This is a genomic window from Streptomyces sp. NBC_00224, assembly GCF_041435195.1.
Lineage (GTDB): Bacteria > Actinomycetota > Actinomycetes > Streptomycetales > Streptomycetaceae > Streptomyces.
The window spans coordinates 7,674,358-7,698,311 of the sequence record NZ_CP108106.1; the positions used below are offsets into that span (position 1 = coordinate 7,674,358).

At 73.0% G+C, this 23,954-nt stretch carries 23 protein-coding genes; 17 read left to right on the plus strand and 6 right to left on the minus strand.

Translation table 11 applies throughout. From position 1 onward, the window contains the following. The first annotated feature begins 5 nt into the window (after nt 1-5). The 14 genes from OG965_RS34350 (at nt 6) to OG965_RS34415 (ending at nt 14,853) form a co-directional block, all read left to right on the plus strand. A complete protein-coding gene (locus OG965_RS34350; protein WP_371655955.1) occupies nt 6-1,292 on the plus strand; it encodes a toll/interleukin-1 receptor domain-containing protein in 1,287 nt (428 codons plus the stop codon). A gap of 31 nt (nt 1,293-1,323) precedes the next feature. Continuing rightward, nucleotides 1,324-1,914, plus strand: a complete 591-nt coding sequence (locus tag OG965_RS34355; protein ID WP_371655956.1) for an XRE family transcriptional regulator — start codon at nt 1,324-1,326, stop codon at nt 1,912-1,914. A gap of 137 nt (nt 1,915-2,051) precedes the next feature. Continuing rightward, on the plus strand, nt 2,052-3,020 hold the full coding sequence (locus OG965_RS34360) for an NADPH:quinone oxidoreductase family protein (RefSeq protein ID WP_371655957.1): 969 nt from the start codon (nt 2,052-2,054) through the stop codon (nt 3,018-3,020). Then, nucleotides 3,017-4,210, plus strand: coding sequence for an acyl-CoA dehydrogenase family protein (locus tag OG965_RS34365; protein ID WP_371655958.1), 1,194 nt, complete (start codon nt 3,017-3,019; stop codon nt 4,208-4,210). Before OG965_RS34360 ends, OG965_RS34365 begins: the two co-directional genes overlap by 4 nt. Continuing rightward, nucleotides 4,207-5,304 (plus strand): acyl-CoA dehydrogenase family protein, encoded by a 1,098-nt coding sequence (locus OG965_RS34370; RefSeq protein WP_371655959.1) that lies wholly within the window; start codon nt 4,207-4,209, stop codon nt 5,302-5,304. The genes OG965_RS34365 and OG965_RS34370 overlap by 4 nt, the downstream gene beginning before the upstream one ends. A gap of 109 nt (nt 5,305-5,413) precedes the next feature. Further along, nucleotides 5,414-7,021: an ABC transporter substrate-binding protein gene (locus OG965_RS34375; RefSeq protein WP_371655960.1), complete on the plus strand. Its 1,608-nt coding sequence runs from the start codon at nt 5,414-5,416 to the stop codon at nt 7,019-7,021. A gap of 23 nt (nt 7,022-7,044) precedes the next feature. Further along, nucleotides 7,045-8,010 (plus strand): ABC transporter permease, encoded by a 966-nt coding sequence (locus OG965_RS34380; protein ID WP_371657140.1) that lies wholly within the window; start codon nt 7,045-7,047, stop codon nt 8,008-8,010. Continuing rightward, a complete protein-coding gene (locus OG965_RS34385; protein ID WP_371655961.1) occupies nt 8,003-8,896 on the plus strand; it encodes an ABC transporter permease in 894 nt (297 codons plus the stop codon). Before OG965_RS34380 ends, OG965_RS34385 begins: the two co-directional genes overlap by 8 nt. 56 nt (nt 8,897-8,952) lie before the next feature. Next, on the plus strand, nt 8,953-9,864 hold the full coding sequence (locus OG965_RS34390; RefSeq protein WP_371657141.1) for an ABC transporter ATP-binding protein: 912 nt from the start codon (nt 8,953-8,955) through the stop codon (nt 9,862-9,864). Further along, nucleotides 9,857-10,513, plus strand: a complete 657-nt coding sequence (locus OG965_RS34395; RefSeq protein WP_371655962.1) for an ABC transporter ATP-binding protein — start codon at nt 9,857-9,859, stop codon at nt 10,511-10,513. Before OG965_RS34390 ends, OG965_RS34395 begins: the two co-directional genes overlap by 8 nt. Nucleotides 10,514-10,690: 177 nt before the next feature. Next, nucleotides 10,691-11,548: a phosphatidylinositol-specific phospholipase C/glycerophosphodiester phosphodiesterase family protein gene (locus tag OG965_RS34400; protein ID WP_371655963.1), complete on the plus strand. Its 858-nt coding sequence runs from the start codon at nt 10,691-10,693 to the stop codon at nt 11,546-11,548. Nucleotides 11,549-11,709: 161 nt separating this feature from the next. Then, a complete protein-coding gene (locus OG965_RS34405) occupies nt 11,710-11,904 on the plus strand; it encodes a hypothetical protein (RefSeq protein WP_067153923.1) in 195 nt (64 codons plus the stop codon). Beyond that, on the plus strand, nt 11,901-13,070 hold the full coding sequence (locus OG965_RS34410) for a winged helix DNA-binding domain-containing protein (protein WP_371655964.1): 1,170 nt from the start codon (nt 11,901-11,903) through the stop codon (nt 13,068-13,070). Before OG965_RS34405 ends, OG965_RS34410 begins: the two co-directional genes overlap by 4 nt. A 211-nt stretch (nt 13,071-13,281) precedes the next feature. Continuing rightward, nucleotides 13,282-14,853: a hypothetical protein gene (locus tag OG965_RS34415; protein WP_371655965.1), complete on the plus strand. Its 1,572-nt coding sequence runs from the start codon at nt 13,282-13,284 to the stop codon at nt 14,851-14,853. A gap of 16 nt (nt 14,854-14,869) precedes the next feature. On the opposite strand, the gene OG965_RS34420 is transcribed toward OG965_RS34415, so the two are convergent. From OG965_RS34420 to OG965_RS34430, 3 genes are all read right to left on the minus strand, one after another. Beyond that, nucleotides 14,870-15,262, minus strand: a complete 393-nt coding sequence (locus OG965_RS34420) for a DUF779 domain-containing protein (protein ID WP_371655966.1) — start codon at nt 15,260-15,262, stop codon at nt 14,870-14,872. Nucleotides 15,263-15,350: 88 nt separating this feature from the next. Next, complete coding sequence (locus OG965_RS34425; RefSeq protein ID WP_371655967.1) at nt 15,351-16,445, minus strand: mechanosensitive ion channel family protein; 1,095 nt, start codon at nt 16,443-16,445, stop codon at nt 15,351-15,353. Between the two features lie 268 nt (nt 16,446-16,713). Further along, nucleotides 16,714-17,778 (minus strand): hypothetical protein, encoded by a 1,065-nt coding sequence (locus OG965_RS34430; protein WP_371655968.1) that lies wholly within the window; start codon nt 17,776-17,778, stop codon nt 16,714-16,716. 185 nt (nt 17,779-17,963) lie between these two features. On the opposite strand from OG965_RS34430, the gene OG965_RS34435 reads away from it, so the two are divergent. The 3 genes from OG965_RS34435 (at nt 17,964) to OG965_RS34445 (ending at nt 21,338) form a co-directional block, all read left to right on the plus strand. Further along, nucleotides 17,964-18,146: a hypothetical protein gene (locus tag OG965_RS34435; RefSeq protein WP_371655969.1), complete on the plus strand. Its 183-nt coding sequence runs from the start codon at nt 17,964-17,966 to the stop codon at nt 18,144-18,146. A 46-nt stretch (nt 18,147-18,192) separates the two neighbouring features. Continuing rightward, nucleotides 18,193-21,135, plus strand: a complete 2,943-nt coding sequence (lanL, locus tag OG965_RS34440) for a class IV lanthionine synthetase LanL (protein ID WP_371655970.1) — start codon at nt 18,193-18,195, stop codon at nt 21,133-21,135. A gap of 77 nt (nt 21,136-21,212) precedes the next feature. Further along, a complete protein-coding gene (locus OG965_RS34445; protein ID WP_371655971.1) occupies nt 21,213-21,338 on the plus strand; it encodes an ALQxL family class IV lanthipeptide in 126 nt (41 codons plus the stop codon). Nucleotides 21,339-21,398: 60 nt separating this feature from the next. Here OG965_RS34445 and OG965_RS34450 read toward each other — a convergent pair whose 3' ends face one another. The 3 genes from OG965_RS34450 to OG965_RS34460 all read right to left on the minus strand — a co-directional run bounded on the left by OG965_RS34450 (nt 21,399) and on the right by OG965_RS34460 (nt 23,954). Then, the gene (locus OG965_RS34450) at nt 21,399-23,207 is read right to left on the minus strand and encodes an ABC transporter ATP-binding protein (protein ID WP_371655972.1); all 1,809 of its coding nucleotides are present in this window, start codon (nt 23,205-23,207) and stop codon (nt 21,399-21,401) included. 4 nt (nt 23,208-23,211) lie between these two features. Further along, complete coding sequence (locus OG965_RS34455; protein ID WP_371655973.1) at nt 23,212-23,628, minus strand: lasso peptide biosynthesis B2 protein; 417 nt, start codon at nt 23,626-23,628, stop codon at nt 23,212-23,214. A 68-nt stretch (nt 23,629-23,696) separates the two neighbouring features. Continuing rightward, entirely contained in the window at nt 23,697-23,954 is a 258-nt protein-coding gene (locus OG965_RS34460; RefSeq protein WP_371655974.1) for a lasso peptide biosynthesis PqqD family chaperone, read from the minus strand.

Here is a 23,954-nt window from a genome sequence, read left to right on the forward strand (position 1 = left end):
TGGCCATGGCGCGTCCCCGGATCTTCCTGAGCCACAGTTCGCAGTGCACCCCCGAGTCCGGGTGCGACTGCCGGGCCTATTTGTTCGCGCTCGAAGCGCATCTCGTCGACCTGGGCTGTGAACCGATCGTCGACAAGGGCATCCTGAGCGGCGGCGACACCTGGTACGGCAAGGTGCTGACCGAGATCAAGAAGTGCCACGGCATGATCATCCTGCTGTCGCCGCACGCACTCGACTCGTACTACGTGATGGTGGAGGCGATCGTCGCCGACGCCGAGCGGGCCGGGACCGGCGACGCCTTCGTGGTCCTGCCCGTGACCCTGCCCGGAGTCCGTCGCCGCCAGCTACCCGACAGCGGGCTCGGCAAGCTGAACCTCGGGCGCTTCGACATGGTGGACTGGAGACGGCAGTACGGTCCCGACCGGCCCCCGAAGAAGATCGCCACGTCGCTGCGGCCGCTGATCGAGCGGCAGGGTGCGGTGCCGTACCCGGAGGTCACCGACTTCATCGCGGGGCGGATCTCCGACCTCTCGGACGCGGCCCTTGAGCACACGGCCGAGATCCTGGGAGTCGCCACCTTCGCCTACGCACGCGGCCACTCGCGCTACGCGGTGGCCCAGGGGCTGCTGGCGGAGCGGCCGGTCCAGAACGTCGGCGACAGCTGCGCGATGCGCAAGGCCGTCAAGCACTTCCTGCCCAAGGTGAAGAGCCGGGAGCACCGGCAGGAGATCGTCGACCTCGTCGTGCCGTTCGCCCGGGTCCCCAAGGAGGCGGCCGATCAGCTGCGCCTGGTGGGGGCGAGCGGCGGCGACCGGGTGGCGCTGCTGGGGTCCACGCTCAAAGAGACCGCGGACATGTACGTGCGCAGGGCGAGCGAGGCCCCGGACTCGTGGCGGGTGCGCAAACCCGCGCCCCGGCACGACGCGGCGGACTTCGTCGAGGGCGTGATCGCCGAGGTGCGCGCCTGCGTGGTCGACTCGATCGGGTGGGGCTTCGAGTGCGACGACGAGGCTCTGCGGCGGCTGCTCGCGCGTCACGAGGAGGAGTCGGGGCCGTTCACGATCGTGCTGTACCAGCCGCCGGACGCCGACCTCCTCGACCGTCTGCTCGTCGCTTTCCCCAGGCTGTTGTTCGTCTTCGCCCACCAGCAGGCGGCCGCCGCGCGGGGGCGGGCGGGCTCGGTCCGGCTGGCTGGGCTGACGCCGGGACAGGAGCAGGACATGGTGATCACGCACTGGGAGTTCCAGGAGCTGGCCGTCGCGCGGGACCAGCGTCCGGCGAGGCAGGATTGACAAACCACCTTGCCGATTCTGCAATGGGTGGATGGATGAGCAACGCGCACTCGACGACGTGCTGACCGAAGTCGGCCCCCGGCTCCGGCGGATCCGCAAGGAGCGCGGGGCCACGCTCGGGGATCTGTCCGCGGCGACCGGGATCTCCGTCTCCACGCTCTCCCGCCTGGAGTCCGGGAACCGTCGGCCCAGCCTCGAACTGCTGCTGCCGATCGCCCGCGCCCATCAGGTGCCGCTCGACGATCTGGTGGGCGCGCCGCCGGTCGGCGACCCCCGGGTGCGGGCCAAGCCGATCGTGCGCGGCGGCAAGACCCTGGTGCCGCTCACCCGCCAACCCGGCGGGCTCCAGGCGTACAAGGTGGTGGACCGGGAGGTGGGCGGTGCGCCCGAGCCGCGCATCCACGAGGGGTACGAGTGGCTGTACGTCCTGGCGGGGCGGCTGCGGCTGGTGCTCGCCGGGAACGACGTGGTGCTGGGGGCGGGGGAGGCGGCCGAGTTCGACACCCGGCTGCCGCACTGGTTCGGGCCGGCCGGGGACGCGCCGGTGGAGTATCTGAGCCTGTTCGGGCCCCAGGGTGAGCGGATGCACGTACGGGCGCGGCCCCGGGGCGGGAGCTCGTAGCGGGGCGGTCGCGCGGCGCGAGGCGAATTCGTCGCCTCGCACCCCCTTCACCTGTTCCCTCAGCCACAAGCGACCGCTTAGTATGCCGTGCAGCAAGGGTACGCAGCCGTACCGCCTACAGCGCGTGGAGGCCCCGAATGCAGGCATGGCGAGTGCACGAGAACGGCGAGCCGGGCGAGGTGATGCGGCTCGAAGAGGTCGACCGTCCCACCCCGGGCCCGGGGCAGGTGCTGCTGAAGGTGCGCGCCGCGAACATCAACTTCCCGGACGCGCTGCTGTGCCGGGGGCAGTACCAGATCAAGCCGCCGCTGCCGTTCACGCCCGGGGTGGAGATCTGCGGGGAGACCGAGGACGGGCGGCGGGTCATCGCCAACCCCGTGCTGCCGTTCGGCGGGCTCGCGGACCATGTGATCGCCGACGAGCGCGCGCTGCTGCCCGCGCCCGACGCGCTGGACGACGCCGAGGCAGCCGCCCTGCACATCGGCTACCAGACCGGCATGTTCGGGCTGCACCGCAGGGCCAACCTCCAGGCGGGCGAGACGCTGCTGGTGCACGCCGCCGCCGGAGGGGTCGGCAGCGCGGCCGTCCAGCTCGGCAAGGCGGCCGGGGCCAGGGTCATCGGCGTGGTCGGCGGGGCCGAGAAGGCGGAGATCGCCCGGCAGTTGGGGTGCGACCTCGTCATCGACCGGCGCTCCGACGACATCGTGGCCGCCGTGAAGGAGGCCACCGGCGGGCGCGGCGCGGACGTGATCTACGACCCGGTCGGCGGCGACGCGTACGCCAAGTCCGCCAAGTGCGTCGCCTTCGAGGGCCGCATCCTCGTCGTCGGCTTCGCCAGCGGCAGCATCCCCGCCCCCGCCCTCAACCACGCGCTGGTGAAGAACTATTCGATCGTCGGTCTGCACTGGGGGCTGTACGCGCAGAAGGACCCCGCGTCGATCCTGCGCTGCCACGAGCAGCTGACCGAGCTCGCCGCGAAGGGCGCCGTCAAGCCGTTGATCAGCGAGCGCGTGCCGATGAAGGACGCCGCCGCCGCCGTTCAGCGGGTCGCCGACGGCACCACCACCGGCCGTGTGGTCGTGCTCCCGGACGGAGCCGCCCGATGAGCGAGCAGCGGCCCGACGCCGCCGAACTGCGCGCCCGTACCCAGGAGTTGCTCGCCGCGCACCCGCCCACCACCACTGGGGCGATCGACTTCCTCAAGGCCCGCTTCGACGCCGGGCTCGCCTGGGTGCACTACCCGGTGGGCCTCGGCGGGCTCGGGGCGCCGCGCTCTCTCCAGCCGGTCGTCGACGCCGAACTGGCGGCGGCCGGTGCGCCCGACAACGATCCGCGCCGGATCGGGATCGGGCTCGGCATGGCCGCGCCGACCGTGCTCAAGTACGGCACCGACGAGCAGAAGCGGCGGTTCCTGCGGCCGCTGTGGGTCGGCGAGGAGGTGTGGTGCCAGCTGTTCAGCGAGCCGGGCGCCGGGTCCGACCTGGCCGCGCTCGGCACCCGGGCCGTCCGTGACGGCGACAGTTGGGTCGTGACCGGGCAGAAGGTGTGGACGTCCAGCGCCCATCTCGCCCGCTGGGCCATCCTGATCGCCCGCACCGACCCGGACCTGCCCAAGCACCAGGGCATCACGTATTTCATCTGCGACATGACCGACCCCGGCGTCGAGGTGCGGCCGCTGCGCCAGATCACCGGCGAGGCCGAGTTCAACGAGGTCTTCCTCACCGATGTCCGCATCCCCGACGCCCACCGGCTCGGCGCGGTCGGCGACGGCTGGAAGGTCGCGCAGACGACCCTGATGAACGAGCGGGTCTCCATCGGCGGGATGCGGCTGCCCCGCGAGGGCGGCATGATCGGGCCCGTCGCGCGCACCTGGCGCGAGCGCCCCGAGCTGCGCACCCACGACCTGCACCAGCGGCTGCTCACCCTCTGGGTGGAGGCCGAGGTCGCCCGTCTCACCGGCGAGCGGCTGCGCCAGCAGCTCGTGGCGGGCCAGCCCGGCCCCGAGGGCTCGGGCATGAAGCTCGCCTTCGCCCGGCTCAACCAGGAGATCAGCGGTCTGGAGGTCGAACTCCTCGGGCAGGAGGGGCTGTTGTACTCCGACTGGAGCATGCGCCGGCCCGAGCTCGTCGACTTCACCGGCCGGGACGCCGGGTACCGGTATCTGCGCTCGAAGGGCAACTCCATCGAGGGCGGCACCAGCGAGGTACTCCTGAACATCGTCGCCGAGCGCGTCCTCGGGCTGCCCGCCGAGCCGCGCAACGACAAGGACATCGCCTGGAAGGACCTGGCCCGATGACCGAGACCGCCCCCGACCTGCTGTACTCCGAGGCCGAGGAAGACCTCCGGGCCGCCGTGCGCTCCCTGCTCGCCGACCGCACCGACACCCCGTCCGCGCTCGCCCGCGCCGAGTCCGACACCCCCTACGACCCCCGCCTTTGGCAGGCGCTCGGCGCCGAAATGGGGCTCGCGGGTCTCCTTGTGCCGGAGAAGCTGGGCGGCCAGGGCGCGGGACACCGCGAGGCGGCCGTGGTCCTGGAGGAGATCGGCCGGAGCGTCGCCCCGGTTCCGTACCTCACCAGCTCCGTCGTCGCCACCGGGACACTGCTCGGACTCGACATCACAGCCACCGAAGTCGCCGCGCTCATCGGTGAGTTGGCGGCCGGTCGCAAGACCGCGGCGCTGGTCGTGCCGTTCTCGTACGGGCCCGACTCGCTGCGGCTGCGCGGCGGGCTCGACGGCGTCACGCGGACCGTGGCCGACGCCGCCACCGCCGACGTGCTGCTCGTGCCGACCGGGCAGGGGCTCTACGCGGTCGAGGCGGGCGAGGCGGTCATCACTCCGCTCACCCCGCTCGACCTCACCCGTCCGCTGGCCGACGTCGTCCTCGACGGTGCGCGCGGCACGCTGCTCGCCGAGGCGGACACCGGCCGGGCCGCCGTCCGCCGTGGTCTGCTCGCCGGGGCCGGGCTGCTCGCCTCCGAGCAACTGGGCGTCGCGGAGTGGTGCCTGACCGAGAGCGTCGCGTACACCCGGGACCGCAAGCAGTTCAACCGGCCCGTCGGCTCCTTCCAGGCGCTCAAGCACCGGATGGCGCAGCTGTGGCTGGAGGTGGTGTCGGCGCGGGCCGCCGCGCGCAATGCGGCCGACGCGCTGGCGGCCGGGAGCCCGGACGCGCCGCTCGCGGTGGCGGTCGCGCAGGCGTACTGCTCGCGGGTCGCGGTGCGCGCGGCCGAGGAGTGCGTCCAGTTGCACGGCGGCATCGGGATGACGTGGGAGCACCCCGCGCACCTCTACCTCAAGCGCGCCAAGTCGGCGCAGAGCGCGCTGGGTTCGGCCGGTGAGCACCGCGCGTCGGTCGCGGAGATCGTGGGGCTGCCCGGACCCGCATAGTCTGCGCCGAGTGTCCCGTTTTTGACCGCCCCTTTTGCGTGCTGTTTAAATGGCGAACTGTTGCGATCAGTTCGCAATAACAGTCGATCTTCAATAAGGGGTGTGGGGCATGGTCGCCCGTTCGATCCACGGGGCGATGCGAGGAGCGGGCGCCGCGGCGCTGGCCGGAGCACTGGCCCTCACCGCGGCCGCCTGCTCGAACCCGGGTGGGGAGAGCGGCGGCCAGGGCGCCAAGGACACAGCCGTCGTCGGTATCGCGTACGAGCCCGAGACGCTCAGCCCGCTCCTCGGCTACGGCAAGGACGGCAACTCCAAGATCTTCGACGGGCTGCTCACGCAGGACGTCGACATGAAGCTCAAGCCCGCGCTCGCCGTCGCCCTGCCCGAGGTGAGCGCCGACCGGCTGACCTACACGTACAAGCTCCGCAAGGGCGTGAAGTTCAGCGACGGGCAGCCCTTCACCGCCAAGGACGTCGTCTTCACCTACTCGACGATCCTCGCCCCGAAGACCAACAACCCTTCCAAGGGCGAGCTCGACGCCATCAAGGACGTCCGCGCCGATGGCGACGACACGGTGGTCTTCACGCTCAAGTACCCCTACGCGCCGTTCGCGCAGCGCACCGTGCTGCCGATCGTGCCCGAGCACGTCGCGGGCAAGCAGGACGTCAACACCGGCGACTTCGCCACCGCTCCCGTCGGCACCGGCCCGTACAAGCTCGCCAAGTGGTCCAGGAGCGAGAAGATCGCGTTCGAGGCCAACCCGTCGTACTGGGGCGGCGCGCCCAAGGTGAAGAAGTTCACCATGGCGATCATCAAGGACGACGACGTGCGCGCCACCCGGCTGCGCTCCGGCGACCTCGACGGCGCGATCCTGCCGCCCAACCTCGCCCAGGGCTTCGAGAAGGACAAGCACAAGAAGACCTACACGGCGAAGACCTACGACTACCGCAACGTGACCCTGCCCACCGGCAACAAGGTCACCGGCGACACCGCCGTGCGCCGCGCGCTCGACCTCGCCGTGGACCGCAAGGCGATGGTCGACAAGATCCTCGACGGCGCCGGCAAGCCCGCCTACGGGCCGGTGCCGACCGGCAGCCCCTGGTTCGCCAAGGGCACCGAGCGGCCCCACGACCTGGCCATGGCGAAGAAGATCCTCGACGAGGCGGGCTGGAAGCCCGGCGCCGACGGCATCCGCGAGAAGGACGGCGTCCGCGCCGCCTTCCCGCTCTGGTACCTCTCCGGCGACAAGCTCCGCCAGGACCACGCCCTCGCCTACGCCTCCGACGCCAAGAAGGCGGGCATCGACATCACCACCCAGTCCGGCACCTGGGAGGTCATCGAGCCGAAGATGAAGGACGAGGCGGTCCTCGCGGGCGGCGGCTCGCCCGGCGACCCCGACTTCGACCAGTACACGCTGCTCAAGTCCTCCCTCGGGGGCGACGGCTTCAACAACATGGCGTGGTACGCCGACCCGGCCGTCGACAAGGCGCTCGACGACGGCCGCAAGAGCGGTGACACCGCCGTGCGCAAGGCCGCGTACGACACCATCCAGCGCGAGTTGGTGAAGAACCCCGGCTACACCTTCCTCACCCACATCGACCACCTGTACGTCGTGAACGACCGCTGGGACGGGCTCTCCACCCAGACCGAGCCGCACGACCACGGACTCGCCTCCGGCCCGTGGTGGAACGTCGAGACCTGGGCGCCGAAGAAGTGAGCCGCCGCCTCCCCTGGGGGCCGATGGCACGGATGGCGGGGCGGCGGACCCTGTTCGCCGCCCCCGTCCTGCTCGTGGTGACCTTCGGCGTCTTCGCCGTGGCCGCCGCCTCGCCCTTCGACCCGGTCAAGGCCTACGCGGGCAGTGCCGGGCTCACCGCCTCGCAGGAGAACCTCGACCAGCTGCGCGCCAACCTCGGCGCCGACCAGCCGCTGGTCACCCGCTGGTGGGACTGGCTGACCGCCGCCCTCACCGGCGACCTCGGCGACTCCAGCGTGCTGCGCCAGCCCGTCGCCGACGTCATCGGCGAACGGCTCGGCTGGTCGGTGCTGCTCGCCGCCACCGCCTTCCTGGTGGCGATCGTCCTCGGTACCGGGCTCGGCGTGCTCGCCGGGCGCCGCCCGGGCGGCTGGCTCGACCGGTGCGTCAGCTCCCTCGCGTACACCCTGGAAGCCGCGCCCGCCTTCTGGCTGGGGCTGCTCGCCATCTGGTTCTTCGCGCTGAAGCTCGACGTGCTGCCCGCCGGCGGACTGACCGACACGGCGAGCGACACGGTCACCTTCGGCCAGGTGGCGAGCCACCTCGTCCTGCCCGCCGCCGTCCTCGGCGTCTCCCAACTGCCCTGGTTCTACCTGTACGTACGCCAGGGCGTCGCCGACGCCCTGGAGGAGGACCCGGTGCGCGGCGCCCGTGCGCGCGGGCTGAGCGAGCGGACCGTCCTGCTCGGGCACGCCCTGCGCTCCGGCATGCTGCCGATGCTGACCCTCGTCGGCTCGCGCGTCCCCGAACTCATCACCGGCGCCCTGCTCGTCGAGACCGTCTTCAGCTGGCCCGGCATCGCCGCCGCCACCGTGCAGGCCGCCACCTCCGTGGACTTCCCGCTGCTGGCCGCGCTGACCGTGCTCGCCACCGCCGCCGTGCTGCTCGGCAACCTCCTGTCCGATCTGCTCTACGGCATCGCCGACCCGAGGGTGGGCTTCGATGGCTGACACCACGCGTCCCGCGGACAGCACAGACATCGTCTGGCGTCCGCGCGGGCGTACCCGCCGTTCCACCCGGACGCTGCGGGTCCGCATCTCCGCCGTGATCCTCGCGGCGGCGGTCCTCGCGGTGCTCCTCGTACCGCCGCTGGTCCACCTCGACCAGCAGGCCGTCGACCTCTCGCACAAGCTCCTTCCACCGTCCTGGGAGCACCCGTTCGGCACCGACGACGTCGGCCGCGACCTGCTGCTGCGCTGTGTGTACGGGCTGCGGATCTCGCTCCTCGTCGGCGTCGTGGCAGCCCTCGTCGCCACCGTCGTCGGTACGGTCGTGGGCGCGGCGGCCGCCGCCCTCGGCGGCTGGACCGACCGTCTGGTGATGCGGCTCGTGGACGTGTTCTCCTCGGTGCCGCACCTGCTGCTCGGCATCTTCGTGGTGGCGATGTTCCGGCCCGGGGTGTGGCCGGTGATCGCCTCGGTCGCCGTGACGCACTGGCTGTCCACGGCCCGCATCGTGCGCGCCGAGGTGCTGTCCCTGCGCTCGCGCCCCTACATCGACGCGGCGATCTCCGGCGGAGCCTCCCGGCTGCGGGTGACACTCCGTCATCTGCTGCCGGGCGTGCTGCCGCAGGCCGGGCTCGCGGCGGTGCTGATGGTGCCGCACGCCATGTGGCACGAGTCGGCGCTCTCCTTCCTCGGCCTCGGCCTGCCCAGCCACCAGGCCAGCCTCGGCAACCTCGTCCAGTCCGCGCGCGGCTCGCTGCTCGCCGGGGACTGGTGGCCGACCCTCTTCCCGGGCCTGCTCCTCATAGTCCCGACCCTCGCCGTCGCGGGCCTGGCCGGCGCCTGGCGCGAACGCCTGGACCCGCGCCGCCGATCGGAGCTGATGCTGTGACCAAGGTTGATGTGACCACGGTCCTTTCGGTGCGCGGCCTGTCCGTGCGCTTCCGGATGCGCGGCGGCCACCACGTCGCCGCCGTCACCGACGTCTCCTTCGACCTGGCGGCGGGGGAGTGCCTGGCCCTGGTCGGCGAGAGCGGCTGCGGCAAGTCCGTCCTGGCCTCGGCGCTGCTCGGCCTGCTGCCGGGCAACGCCCAGACGGCGGGCAGCGCGGTGCTGCACGCCGGCGGCGACCCCGTCGACCTGCTCGCCGCCGAAGAGCGCACCCTCGCCCGTACGGTCCGGGGGCGCCGCATCGGTCTCGTACCGCAGAGCCCGGCCGCCCACCTCACACCGGTGCGGACTGTACGGGCGCAGCTCGCGGAGACCCTGCGCGAGCTCACCCGCACGCCGAGGCGCCAGTTGCGCGCGGCGACCGAGGCGGCCGCCGAGCGGGCCGCGTTCCCGCTCGGGCACCTGGACCGCTACCCGCACGAACTGTCCGGCGGCCTCGCCCAGCGCGCCGCGACCGCGCTCGCCCTCATCGGGGACGCGCCGCTGCTGCTCGCCGACGAGCCGACGACCGGGCTCGACCGCGATCTGGTCGACCGTACGGCCGACGAGCTGCGCCGCACCGCCGACGACGGCCGGGCGCTGCTGATGATCACCCACGATCTGGCGGCCGCCGAGCGGATCGCCGACCGGGTCGCCGTGATGTATGCGGGGCGCGTCGTCGAACTCGCCGACGCAACCTCGTATTTCGGCGGGAGCGGACCCCGTCACCCGTATGCTCAAGGCCTGCTCGACGCGCTCCCGGAGCGGGCGTTCGCGCCCATTCCCGGGATGCCGCCCGAGCTGGGCGATCTGCCGGACGGCTGTGCGTTCGCGCCCCGCTGCGAACGGGCCACCGGCCAGTGCGGCACCCTGCCGCCGTTCGACGGCAGGGTCGCCTGTCACCACCTGGAGGAGCCCGGCCGTGCTTGACCTGAAGAACATCACCGCAGGGTACGAGCGCGGCACGCCGGTGGTCCGCGAGGTGAGCCTCACCGTCGCCCCCGGCGAGGCGGTCGGTCTGCTCGGCCCCAGCGGCTGCGGCAAGTCCACCCTGGCTCGGGTCGCGGCGCTGCTGCACCGGCCGGACCACGGCACGGTCACCCTCGACGGCGCCCTCGTCACCGAGTGGCGCCACCGAGCCCCGCGCGCGCTGCGCACCACCGTCGGCGTCGTCTTCCAGTCGCCCCGGCTCGCCGCCGACCCCCGGCTGCGGCTGCGCGACATCGTCGCCGAGCCGCTGCGGGCGACCGGCCGCCAGATCGAGGTCCGCGAGCGCGTCGACGAACTCGCGGACCTGGTCGGCCTCGGCGGGGACCTGCTGAACCGCCGCCCCCACGAGGTCAGCGACGGCCAGCTCCAGCGCGCCTGCCTGGCCCGCGCCCTGGTCCTGCGGCCCCGGCTGCTGGTCTGCGACGAGATGACGGCGATGCTGGACGCGTCGACGACGGCGGCCCTGGTGGCGGCGGTCGAGCGCTACCGCACGCAGACGACCGCGTCCCTCCTCGCGGTGGGCCACGACCGGACGCTGCTGTCCCGGTGGTGCGACCGGGCGGCGGAGTGGGGCGAACTCTCGCGGTGACTGACTCGCAGTAACGTCCCTGCGACGGTTGTTCCCCGTGTGCGGCCCCGCCGCCCGGCCACCGGGTGACCGGGCGGCGAAGTACCGGCCAACTCTGCGAAGCAGCCTGCCCGTCGGGGCCGGTGCGCCCGCATACTCGGTCGCGTCCGCCCGTCCCACCGCCCCGGGAGCACCCCCATGGCTCGACTGACCCGCCGCAGCGCCGTCGCCGCCCTCGCCGCGGCCGCCGCCTCCGCCGCCATCGCGCCCGCCGCCGCGGCCGAGCGCGCCCACCCCGCCGGGCCCAGACCGCTGCGCCGGACCCACGCGCACAACGACTTCGAGCACACGCACCCCCTCTTCGACGCCCTCGCCCACGGGTTCACCAGCGTCGAGGCCGATGTCTTCCTGGTCGACGGGCAGCTCCTGGTGGCCCACGACCCGACCCAGCTCGACCCGACCCGTACGCTCGAAACGCTCTACCTCGACCCGCTGTCGGCCCGCGTCCGCGCCAACCACGGCTCGGTGTACCGGGGGCATCACCGCCCCGTACAGCTCCTGGTCGACATCAAGACCGACGGCGCCGCCGCCTACCTGGAACTCGACCGGCGGCTGCGCCCGTACCGGCGGATGCTGAGCAGGTACGCGCACGGCCGCGTCTCGACCGGCGCCGTCACTCCCGTCATCTCCGGCGACCGCGCCGCCCGGGTGCCCATGGAGGCGCAGAAGGTGCGCCACGCGTTCTACGACGGACGCCTGGAGGACCTCGGCACGGCCGCCACCGCCGCCTTCATCCCCCTCATCAGCTCCAACTGGACGCAGAGCTTCAGCTGGCTGGGCGCCGGACCGTTCCCGGCCGCCGAGCGCCAGAAGCTGCGCGGAATCGTGGCGCAGGCCCACGCGCACCGGCAGCGGGTACGGTTCTGGGCGACCCCCGACCTCGCCGGGCCCGAGCGGGACGCCCTGTGGCGCGAACTGCTCGCCGCCGACGTCGACCACATCAACACCGACGACCTCGCGGGCCTGGAGACCTTCCTCCGCGCGCACGGAGAGTAGTCCCGGGCGCATCCCGGGGTCACCACGCGTCACTCACCTCACGGGCCGTCACCCGCAGTCAACACCCGTACGGCGGACATGCCATACGCCCGACCGGCCCGCCTCCTCCGCCACACTGGCCGCCGAATGCCGCAATTCCGGCGCGGTGGAGGAGGTTGGCCATGGCCGTTTCGATCTCGGTGGTGCTGTTGCTCGTGGTGCTGGCGGTGATCTTTCTGCGCAGCGGCGGGCTCAAGGCCTCGCACGCGATGGTCTGCGTGCTGCTCGGCTTCTTCCTCGCCGGGACGAGCATGGCCCCCACCATCCAGGACGGTCTGAACGCCACCGCGAGTGTGGTCGGTAGCCTCAGGCCATGACGCCGGCCCGCCAGAGGATCACCGCCGAGGCGCGGCGCGCGCGCCTCGGCACCCGCCACCTCCTCACCCCCGCCGCCCGCGCGGCCACCCCCGAGGCGGTGGCGGACGCACTGGTGGCGCTGCACGCCACCGACCCCGCCACGGTGTATCTGGCGGTCGCCGCCCGGATGGGGAACGCGTCGGTGGGGGAGCTGGAGCGCGCGCTGTACGAGGACCACTCACTCGTACGGATGCTCTGTATGCGCCGCACCATGTTCGTGCTGCCCAGGGCGTTCGCGCCGGTGGCCGACGCGGCGGCCGCGCGGGCCGTCGCCGTCCGTGAGCGCGCGGGTCTCGCCAAGGTGATCGAGGAGCAACTCGGCTTCGATGCCAAGTGGTTCGCCGCCACCCAGGAAGCGGTCCTCGCCGCCCTCGCCACGCGCGGAGAGGCGACGGCGGCCCAACTCGCCGACGACGTGCCGGACCTGAAGTCGCAGATCGTCCAGGCCCCGGGCAAGCCCTACGAGGCGAGGCCCCGCATCACCAGCCGCTTCCTCGGGGTCCTGGCCGCCGAGGGTCGCATCCGGCGCGGCCGCCCGCTGGGCACCTGGGCGTCCAGCCAGTTCCGCTGGACGGTCGCGGAGCCGCACCCCGAACTCGCGGCCGACGAGGCCAGGGCCGAGCTCGCCACTCGCTACCTCGACGCCTTCGGCCCCGCCACCACCGAGGACGTCAAGTGGTGGACGGGCTGGACACTCACCGACACCCGCAAGGCGCTGGCCAGGACCGACGCCGTCGACGTCGACCTGGACGAGGGCCCCGGGCACGCCCTGCCCGGCCAACTCGCCGCGCCGCCCGCCCCCGAGCCCTGGGCCGCACTGCTCCCGGGCCTCGACCCGACCCCGATGGGCTGGCGCCACCGCGACTGGTACCTCGACACCGCCCACAAGGCCGAACTCTTCGACGGCACCGGCAACATCGGCCCCTCGGTGTGGTGGAACGGCCGCATCGTCGGCGGCTGGGCCCAGCGCCCGGACGGCGAGATCGCCACGCACGTCTTCACGGACCAGGGCCGCGAGGCGGGCGCCGCCATCGAGGCGGAGGCGGCCCGCCTGTCCGCCTTCTTCGGTGACACGCGGATCCGGCCGAGCTTCCGCACCCCGCTCGAACGGCGGCTCTCCGCCTGAGAGCTTGTCTTTGAACCCCCGTCTGCGCCCCGACGCCCGGCACGCACGCTCGGCGCACCGGCCGATCATGAAGCGTGTGTGAAGCGGCCATCGATTCCATGGACACTTCACCCCCGCGGCTCTAGCGTCGGGCGCCGGCGCGACACCCGACGCATGTGCACGGCGTACGTACCCCACGTGCGTGCACGACGTACGCACCCGGAGGAGCCGTATGTCCCGCAGAGCGCTCGCCCGCGCACTGGCCCTGACGCTCACCGTCTCCGCGACCGCCCTCGCGGGCCCCACCGGCGCCCGGGCGGACGGGATACCCAAGGCGCCCGGCCACCGCCTGGTCAGCCAGTACGAGGGCGCCCCCGCCACCGCCGCGCCGGTCCCCGGGCCGGCTCCCGCCCAGCACCCCTACCTCGCCTCCAACGGGCGCAGCGGGATGCACAGCGACGCCTGGGGCAGCGGCACCCACCCGTACGCGGGCCCGCTGGGCCGGGATCCACAGGTGACCAGCGAGCAGATCGCGGCCCTCGGCGGTGAGTGCGCCACGGCGACGTTCGACGCGGCCGGGCGGCTGATCACCGTCTGCGGCACCTTCCAGGGCTTCGAACTGAAGCTCCTGGAACCCCGCACGCTCGCCACGCTCGCGGAGTACCGGCTTCCGCAGCGCTCCTCCACCGTCGAGGCGATCACCCGCCTGGACTTCTCGAAGATCTTCAAGGACACCTCGGGCGGGGCCTACTTCTACCTCGACAACGAGGACCGCGTGGTCCTCGCCGACTCCCGCCACCACATCCTGCGCATCGCGCACGAGCGGAGCGCGGACGGCAGTTGGCGCTTCGCCGTCGTGGACGACTGGGACCTGACCGGTGCGGTCCCGCACGACTGCGTCAGCTGGACCAACCTCTTCCCCAGCGGCATCTGCGACCCGGTCACCTCCGTGATGCCGGACTGGCAGGGCCGCATCTGGTGGGTGACGCGGCTCGGCCGGGTGGGCACGGTGGACCCCGGCACGGGCCGGATCCGCTCGGTCGAGCTGCCGGGGGAGGAGATCCAGAACTCCTTCTCGGTGGCCGAGGACGGCGTCTCCATCGTCTCCGACCACGCCCTGTACAGCTTCCGCGCGGGCGCCGACGGCACACCGGTGGTGCGGTGGCGCCAGACGTACGACCGCGGCACGGGCACCAAGCCCGGCTCGGTGAACCAGGGTTCGGGCACCACCCCGGACCTCTTCGGCGACGGCTATGTGGCCATCACCGACAACGCGGACGACCGTATGAACGTGGTCGTCTACCGGCGCGGCACGGACATCCCGGACGACCGGCGCGTGGTCTGCAAGATCCCGGTCTTCGGGTCGGGCCGGTCGACCACGGACAACTCCCTGATCACCTGGGGCAACAGCATCGTCGTCGAGAACAACTACGGCTATGAGAACGTCACCTCGCTGACCTTCGGTCGGAGCGTGACCGGCGGGGCGACCCGCATCGACGTGCGCCCCGACGGCAGCGGTTGCGACACGGTGTGGGAGAGCGCCGTCCGCTCCCCCTCGACTGTTCCGAAGCTCTCGACGGCGAACGGGCTTCTCTACTTCTACGAGAAGGAACCCAACGCCCTGGGCATCGACGCCTGGTATCTGACCGCCGTCGACTTCCGTACGGGCGCGGTGCGCTGGAAGCGGCTGACGGGCACCGGCCCCGCGTACGACAACAACTGGGCGCCCGTGACGATCGGCCCGGACGGCACGGCGTACGTGGGGGTCTTCAACGGGATCGTGGCGGTGCGCGACCGGGACTGAACCGGGGCGCGGCCTGTCAGATGAGGCGGGAGCGGATGAGGAAGCGCACGCCTTCCGGGGCCTCAAGAGAGAAGCCGCTGCCGCGCCCCTCGACGACGTCGACGATCAGCCGGGTGTGCCGCCACACCTCGTGCTGACTCGTCGACATCCAGAACGGGACCGGCTCCTCGACCCCGTCGACGGCGAGGCTTTCGAGCAGGACGTCCGACCCTCCCGTACGGAACTCGCCGTCCGGGAAGCACATGGGCGCGCTGCCGTCGCAGCAGCCGCCCGACTGGTGGAACATCAGCGGCCCGTGGGCCGCCCGCAGCCGCCGTAGCAACTCGGCGGCCGCGGGGGTCAGCTCCACGCGCGCGTGGCCCGTGCCCGCGTCGCCCGTACCCGTATCGCCCGCGTTCCTGTCGGACATGAGGTTCACGGCCCTTCGGTCTGCGTGTCGTACCGGCCCCGCCAGCCAAGCACGGGCGGGGTTGCGGCGACGTTGCGGCGGGGCGGGCCTACGCCGGCGCCTGGCGCGGGTGCGGGACCGGAGCCGGGGCGGACATCAGGGAGGAGGGTGTCTGCTCGTCGTGCTGGAGCGAGACCGTCCGGGTGGGGGCCGGGATCGCGATGCCCTCCGCGCGGTAGCGCTGGTGCAGGCGCTTGATGAACTCGTGCTTGATCCGGTACTGGTCGCTGAACTCGCCCACGCCCAGGATCACGGTGAAGTTGATCCGCGAGTCGGCGAAGGTGTGGAAGCGGACGGCCGCCTCGTGGTGGGGGAGCGCGCCGGTGATGTCGATCATCACGCTGTCGATGACGTCGAGGGTCACCCGCTCGACGTGCTCCAGGTCGCTGTCGTACCCGACACCCACCTGGACGAGGATCGACAACTCCTGCTCGGGACGGCTGTAGTTGGTCATGTTCGTCCGCGCGAGACGGGCGTTGGGGATGATGACCAGGTTGTTCGACAGGTTGCGCACCACGGTGTTGCGCCAGTTGATGTCGACGACGTATCCCTCCTCGCCGCTGCTGAGCCGCATGTAGTCACCGGGCTGCACCGTCTTGGAGGCGAGGATGTGCACACCCGCGAAGAGGTTGGCCAGGGTGTCCTGGAGCGCCAGCGCGACCGCGAGGCCGCCCACGCCGAGGGCGGTGAGCAGCGGGGCTATGGAGATGCCCAGGGTGTCGAGGGCGACCAGCGAGCCCATCGCGACCACCACGACCCGGGTGATGTTGACGAAGATGGTGGCCGACCCGGCCACCCCGGTCCGCGACTGCGCCACGGACTGCACCAGGCCTGCGATGACACGGGCCGTGGAGAGCGTGGTGACCAGGATGAGCACGGCGGTCAGCGAATGGTTGACGATCGCCGCCATCCGCGTGGTGAGCGGCAGCGCCGAGGCCGCCGCCGCGGTGCCCGCGATGACGGCGGCCCAGGGGGCGACGGTGCGCAGCGCGTCGACGATGACGTCGTCCCCGCTCCACCGCGTTCTGAGGGCGTGCTTGCCCAGCCACCGCAGCAGGGCGCGCAGGAGGACCGCGGCGACGAGCCCCGCGGCCAGCGCGATGGCGGCGACCACCCAGTCGTGCACGACCAGGCCCCGGGTCAACGGACGCCCTCCGAGCCGCACCGGGCCGGAGAAACACCGTGCGGGGCCGGAGAAACACCGTGCGGGGCCGGAGAGACTCCGCGCCGGGCCGGGGAAACGCCGTGGGTGGCCACCGGCCGCCGTATGTGAAGTGTCGCCATCTTGTCACCTGTCAGTTCGTCGTGCGTGAAGCCTCGTTCGGGGTCCGCGTACACGCCGAACGGGCTGCCATCCTGCCCCATGGGCAGAGTGACGTCGCAGGTGGGCCGGGGTGACACCGGGCACCCGCTCAGCCGCGCAGGGTCTCGCCCAGATCCCGGGCCACCGGGTCCTCGGGAGCGGTGAGTCCGGCGCGTTCGGCGAGCACACCGCCCTGGAAGCGGCTTTCGGCGCCCAGCTCCTCAAGGAGATCCGCGATGTGGCGGCGGCAGGTGCGCAGGGACATGCCCATGCGCCGGGCGATCACCTCGTCCTTGGCGCCCTCCGCGAGCAGCCCCACCAGCGCCCGCCGCAGACTGTGGCCGACCTCCTTGTACGCGGCCTCGCTGGTGCCCAGGAACGGGGTCGCGCCGGACCAGTGCTGCTCGAACACCCGGCAGAGGTAGGCGACCACATCGGGGTCCCGGACGAGCACCGCGCCCTCGCCCGACCCGCCGTCCGCCCGCCGGGGCAGAAAGGCCACGGCCCGGTCGAACACCACGGCGCGGTCGGGCAGTTCGGCGGCGGTGCGGTACTCGGCACCGGCCTCGGCGAGCGTCTCCACGTACCCCTGGGTGGACAGGCTGGCGCGCGCCGAGTGCTGGTAGAGCGTGCGCATCCGGATGCCGCGGCGGAGCATCGCCAGATCGCGGTCGATGGCGTCCCCGAGGCGGTGGGGTGCGCGGCCGCCGCCCGGCTGGATGCTGAACACCTCCTCCCGGCAGCCCGCCGCCGCCTCGGTGAGCATCGCCGACGCGGCCGACAGGTCGGGCAGCAGGTCGATGCCCTCCTGGTGGTTGCGCCGGCGCCGGGCGGCGCGGTAGTGCGGCATGAGGGAGTGCAGATCGTCGCGTACGGACTGGGCGTGCGCCGCGTCCTGTGCGAGCCGCGCCTCCAGTGGACCCACCACCTCCGCCGCGGCGGCGTCGGGACTGACCGGTATGAGCTCCTCGGGTCTGCCCGGAGCGGGGCGCAGCAGCCGGAGCAGCAGCAGGGTCCGGCAGGCCGCCTCGACCTCCTCCTGGGTCAGGCCGAGTGCCGGGGGCGCGTCGGGCGGCCACCGCTTGAGGCTGCCCCGTGACAGCACGTACTCGAAGACGGCGACGGCTCTCGCGTCCAGCTGCGGCAGCTCGTCCAAGTTTGCCCCGATAGTCATGAGTTTCCCCCGCAATGCGGCCGTACTACTTCGTTGCCATGCAGGCTATTGCCAGGTCAAAGCGCTGGACCAACGGGGCCCGCCGGGATGAACTTTGGGCGTCGGGCCGGGCAAACCCCGCCAGGACGACATTTGGGACCCCGCGTGTCCGTGAGTTCATGATCTCCCGACCCTGGAGCCGTGCCATGCCCGGAGCAGTCCGCTGTCTACTCGTCCTCACAGTCCTGATGGTCGGGGGCGCGTGCGTCACCGCGGCGAACGGCGGGCCGGGGACGGCGGTCGGAGTGCACGGTGGTGCGACGGCGACGGTCGCCGCGGACATCCTCGACACGAGCTGGGGCGACGACTACATACGGCCCGAGCGCTAGGCCCAAGACCCCACCCCTTCTTCTGCGAACAGTGAGGTCGAACAGCGTGTCCACCCTCCCCGCGGCACCGCCGCCCGCCCCGTTCCCGGCTCTCCCCGGGCCCCGGCGGGCACGCGCCGAACGTCCGGCGGACCTCGCGCTGTTGCCCGATCTGGTACGCGCGGCCATCGCCCGGTCCGGGGAGGGTTCGGCGCTCCGGGGCGAGCCCGAGCCTGACGGGGCAGCGGACTGGACCGTGGAGCCGGGCGACTTCTGGTGCCACGTCGTGCCCGCCGGGGCCGCCCGCCGCACCCAGGGCTGGAAACTCCATGTCTCGGCCACCCCGCTCTCCGCGCCCCTGGCCCTGGCCCGGTCCGCCGAGGTGCTCGTCGCCCACCGGGCCGCCTTCAAGTTCGCGGGCAGCCCCGCCCGGGTCGCGGCCCTCGTCTCCGGGCGCTACGAGCGCGGTGGGGGCGGCAAGTTCATCACCGTGTACCCGGCCGACGACGACCACTTCCGGCTGCTCGCCGAGGAACTGCACCTCGCCACCGTCGGGCTGCCCGGCCCCGCGGTCCTCTCCGACCGTCGCTATCTGCCCGGGAGCCAGGTCTACTACCGGTACGGCGTGTTCGCCGCCGCCCCCGACCTCACCGCCGACGGCTGCTTCGCCACGCGGCTGACCGACCCCGAGGGGCGCCCCGTCGCCGACGAGCGGAACGCCTGGTTCAGCCCGCCGGCCTGGGCGGGCGACCCGTTCCCCGACCGTCCGGCGGCCCCGGCCCGCAGCAAGGCCACGGCCAAGCCGGTCCTGCTGAACGACCGCTATCTCGTACGCGGCGCGATCCAGCACTCCAACAAGGGCGGGGTGTTCCGGGCCGAGGACACCAGGACCGACACCCAGGTCGTCGTCAAGCAGGCGCGGCCCCACGTGGGAGCGGGCCTGGAGGGGCTGGACGTCCGCGACCTGCTGCGCCGGGAGGCGGCACTGCTCGACCGCCTCGGGAGGGTCCGCCCGGACCGGGTCCCGCGCCTGGTCGAGGTGTTCGAGCAGCAGGGCAGCGAGTTCCTGGCAACCGAGTCGGTACCGGGCGCGACCCTGCGGCGCACCGTCGCCGAGCGCCTGATCCAGGACGGGACCGGCTGCCCCGACGACCGTACGGCCGACTCCCTGGTCTGGCAGCTCGTCGAACTGGTCGGCACCGCCCATGAACTGGGCGTCACCCTCCACGACTTCAACCCCAACAACGTGATGGTCACGCCGGACGGCCAACTCCTGCTGATCGACCTGGAGATGGCGGCGCGGGAGGGCGAGCGCTGGGTACTGGGCGCCACCCCCGGCTACACCGCCCCCGAACTGCGCGCCCTGGACCAGGTGGCGCCCGCGTCGGCGCCGAGCGTCGACCTGTATGCCCTGGGGGCGACGGTCCTGCACGCGCTCAGCGGCGCCGACCCGCTCTTCGCGCCGGACCGGCCGGGCGCCGGGGCCCGGCCGGAGGAGGAGCGCCTGGCAGGCCTTGTGGGGCTGCTGGCCCGCGACAACCCGCTGGTACGCCGCTTCTCGCCGCTGATACGGGGGTTGATGCGGGACGACCCCGCCGACCGCTGGACGCTGGAGCGGGCGCGGCAGTTCGTCACCGGGTCCGCGGCGGCGGACGCGGACGCCGTCGCGGTGCAGGCGGCGCCCGCGGCCTCGGTGTTGCCGCCTGCCACCCGTACGTCAACCGACGCGGAGCCGACCGATGCCGCGCACACCCGCGCGCGGCTGCTGTACGACGGTGTCGCCCACCTCCTCGCCACCATGCGTCCGCACGACACCGAGCGGCTCTGGGCCTCGGAGGCGTTCGGCGAGACATGCGACCCGGTGGCCGTGCAGCACGGTTCGGCGGGCGGCGTGAGCGTACTGGCCCGGGCGCTGCGACACTGGGACGAAGACGCCGAAGGAACAACAGACATACAGACGACGCCTGTTGGGCTTGCGGCACTCGTCACGCGGGGCGCGCTGCGCGAGGGGCTGCGGTCCGCCGCGTACTGGACCGCGGACCGGCAGGACGCCCTGCCCGGGGACCTCCCCGGCCTGCACTTCGGCCGCTCGGGCACGGCGTGGGCCCTGCTGGACGCCGCCCGGGCGCTGGACGACACCGCGCTCGCCGCACGCGCCGCCGCACTCGCCCTGGCGCTCCCGGTCGAGTGGCCCAACCCCGACGTCTGCCACGGCGCGGCCGGATCCGGTCTGGCCCAGCTGCACTTCTGGCGCACCACCGGGGACCCGCGCTTCCTCGACCGTGTCACGCGGGCCGCCGACGGGCTGCTCGCGGCGGCCCGGCGCACCCCGGAGGGGATCTTCTGGCCGGTGCCGGAGGACTTCGCGTCCGCCCTCGCGGGAGCCTGGCACTACGGCTTCGCGCACGGCGTGGCCGGCGTCGGCACCTTCCTGCTGCTCGCGGCCGATGCCACGGGGGAGGAGCGCTTCCTCGGCGCGGCCGTCGAGGCGGGTGCCACGCTGGCCGCCGCGGCCCGCAGGGGGCCCGCGGGTGCGCTGTGGCCGGTCGACCGCGCCCGCCACCTCGCCGACTCCCCGGAGCTCGCCCGGCACTGGTGCAGCGGCTCGTCCGGAGTGGGCACCTTCCTGGTCCGGCTCTGGTCGGCCACCGGCGCGCACGACGACGCCCTGCGCGAGCTGGTGGAGGGCGCGGCCCTCGCCGTACGGGCAGGCAGGGTGACCGACTCGACCTCTACCTGCCACGGGCTTGCGGGCAACGCCGAATTCCTGCTCGACGCGGCGGAGTTGACGGGCGACGCGCACCACCTCGCCGGAGCGGAGTCGCTGGTCGAGCACCTGGCGGCGCAGGCGGTCCTGCACGACGGCCGTCTGCTGGTGCCCGACGAGAACCGCAAGACGGTGCTCGCCGAGTACGCCACCGGCCTGGGCGGAAGCCTCTCGCTGCTGCTGCGCATGCGGTTCGGCGGCCCCCGCGCGTGGCTGCCCGAGGGCGAACGCGCCCACCCCTGAACGTCCGGTGGCCACCCGGCCACCGGCAGCCGGACCCGCCCGGGTCCGGCCCACCCTCCCGAACGAAGGAGCCCATCATGATGGAGCACGACATCGACGCCCTCCAGGTCCTGCCCGAGGACCTCCGTACCGAGAGCCTGGGCGGCGAGGAGCACGCCGCCGCGCTGATCACCGCCTGCCGCATCCACACCAGCGGCTGCTGACGCGCCGGTGGAGGGGGCGGGGCCCGCCCGGCCCCCTCCACCGCACACCGTCTCCAGGCCCTAGCGGTGCAGCAGTTGGGTCGTCGCCAGTTCGCGGTACAGGCTGTCGTTGTCCATCAGCTGGGCGTGGGTCCCCACCGCTCGTACGCGCCCGGCCTCCATGACCACGATGCGGTCGGCCGTCGTCACGGTGGACAGCCGGTGGGCGACCACCAGGACCGTGGTGGTGCGGGCGGCGTCGGTGACGGTGTCGCGCAGGGCCGCCTCATTGGCCGCGTCGAGCTGCGAGGTGGCCTCGTCCAGTAGGAGCAGTCTCGGCCGGCGCAGCAGGGCACGGGCGATCGCCACGCGCTGCCGCTCGCCGCCGGAGAGCCGGCAGCCCCGATGGCCGACGTGGGTGTCCAGGCCGTGGGGCAGACGGTCGGCCACGCCTTCCAGCCGGGCCAGTCGAAGGATGTGCCGGAGCTGGTCCGGCGTCGCCTCGCCGACTCCCAGCGTCAGGTTGTCGCGCAGGGTGCCCGCGAGGACGGGGGAGTCCTGTTCGACGTAGCCGATGTTCGCCCGCAACTCGGCCAGCGGCCACTCCCGTACGTCCTTGCCGTCCAGTGACACACGGCCGGCATCGGGCTCGTAGAACCGCTCGATCAGGGAGAACGCGGTGGTCTTGCCCGCCCCCGACGGCCCCACGAACGCGGTCAGGCCGTACCCGGGAACCGTGAAGGAGACCCGCCGGTGGACGTCGGGCAGCCCCGGGCGGTAGGCGAAGCGCACCTCGTGGAACGCCACGGTGGCGGGCAGAGGCTTCCGTTCGCGCACTCCCTCTGCCTCCAGTTCCTCCGCCTCCAGCTCCTCCACCTCCCGGATGCGGGCGGCCGCGGCCGAGCCGATCTGGAACTGGCCGACGCCTTCCACCAGTTGGCCGATCCGGGGTGCCAGCGCGAAGAGGTAGAGGAGGAAGGCCACCAGCGTGGAGACACCGATCGCGCCGGAGGTGACCCGCGCGCCCCCCACTCCCAGTACGACGAGGAAGCAGATCTGTACGACCACCGCCGACACGGTCGCGGACAGCGCCTCCCACGCGGCGGCGCGCACACCGGTGCGGCGGGCGTGTTCGGCCGCCTGGTGCAGTACCGCGGCCTCCCGCTGCTCGGCGCCGGACGCCTTGACCGTACGGAACGCGCCCAGGGCCCGTTCGAGTGCGGCCGCCATGCGGCCGACCGCCTCCTGGGTGTGCCGGGTGGCACGGCCGATGCGCGGGGAGACCACCGCGACGACGACGCCCACGAACGCGATCACGGCGAGCGTGACGCCGAGCAGCACGGCGTCCAGCAGCCCCATCATGACGAGCGTCGCCGCGGTGATCAGCGTGCCCGTGACGGCGGCCGACACCGCCTGGGGGGCGGTCTGACGCAGCAGCGCGGTGTCGGAGGTGGCGCGGGTGATCAGATCGCCCGGCTCGGTGCGCTCCAGCACCGGCACACGCAGCCGCAGGAGGCGGTCGGCCAGCCGGCGGCGGGCGGCGCAGACGACGGACTCGGCGGACCGGTCCAGTACATAGTGGCCGAGGCCGGCGAGGATTCCGCCCGCCACGACCAGCAGGCTGAGCGCGAGGACGGGGCCGGCCGCCAGGTGCCCACGGCGGCCCATGTCGTCCATCACGTGCTTCGCCGCGAGGGGTTGCGCCAGTCCCATCAGGCTGCCCAGCAGGCCGAGGAGGACCCCGGCGAGCATGCGGGCACGCTGTGGACGGAGGTGGCCCATGAGGGCGCGGTGGCCGGACCGGTAGGTGCGCCGCGGTTCGTCCCGCCGGGCCGTCGCGGGATCGTCGTCGGACGTGCGGCCGGTCTCGACGGGAGGCGCTGCGGTCACGGCCTCACTCCACGGCGAAGAAGCGCTGGAAGTAGTCGGCCGGGGTGCCCTCGCCGACGAGTTCGCCCTCGGCCTCCACCCAGGCGTGTGCGGCGAACGGCGGACGGGTGCGCACCCCCACGCACCAGGTGGGCCACTGACCGCGGCAGCGGCAGAGCAGCACGGTGGCCAGCGACCGGGGCAGGCACCCCCGGTGCCCGCCCGCGGCCAGGCTCACGGCGAGCACCGTCTCCCGTGCCCGCGTCGCCTCGGTGAGGGTCGCGGGCCGGGCTCCTCTGCGCAGCAGCCCCAGGACGGCCCGGATGCGGCCGGGTGGCAGGGTGGCCAGCGCATGCGCGCAGCCCACCACCAGCCGGGCCGCGACCCGGCGGGCCGGCGGAACGGAGCGAGGGTCGTAGGGAACCGCTTCCGGCGTCGACATTCCGTTCCTCTTCTCTGCGGACCCGCGGACCCGCGGATTCTCTGCGGACGGCCATGGTGTCCACGGGCTTACGGGGCGATGAGTCCCGCCGAGCTCAGGTCGTCCACGATGCGCGTGACGTCCCGCGCCGCCGTCTCCGCGTCGACGCCGTCGTACTGTTCGAGCAGGTTCGCCACCGCCCGCTCGGCGCCGTGGCCGTCCAGCAGGGTCTGCAGGACCAGTGCCGCGGTGGGGTTGAGGGTCCAGTACTCGGCGCGCTTCTGGTCGAGCAGGGCCATGCCGTACTCGGTCTCGGTGAGCAGGACGTCGGGCTTCAGCGTGCACAT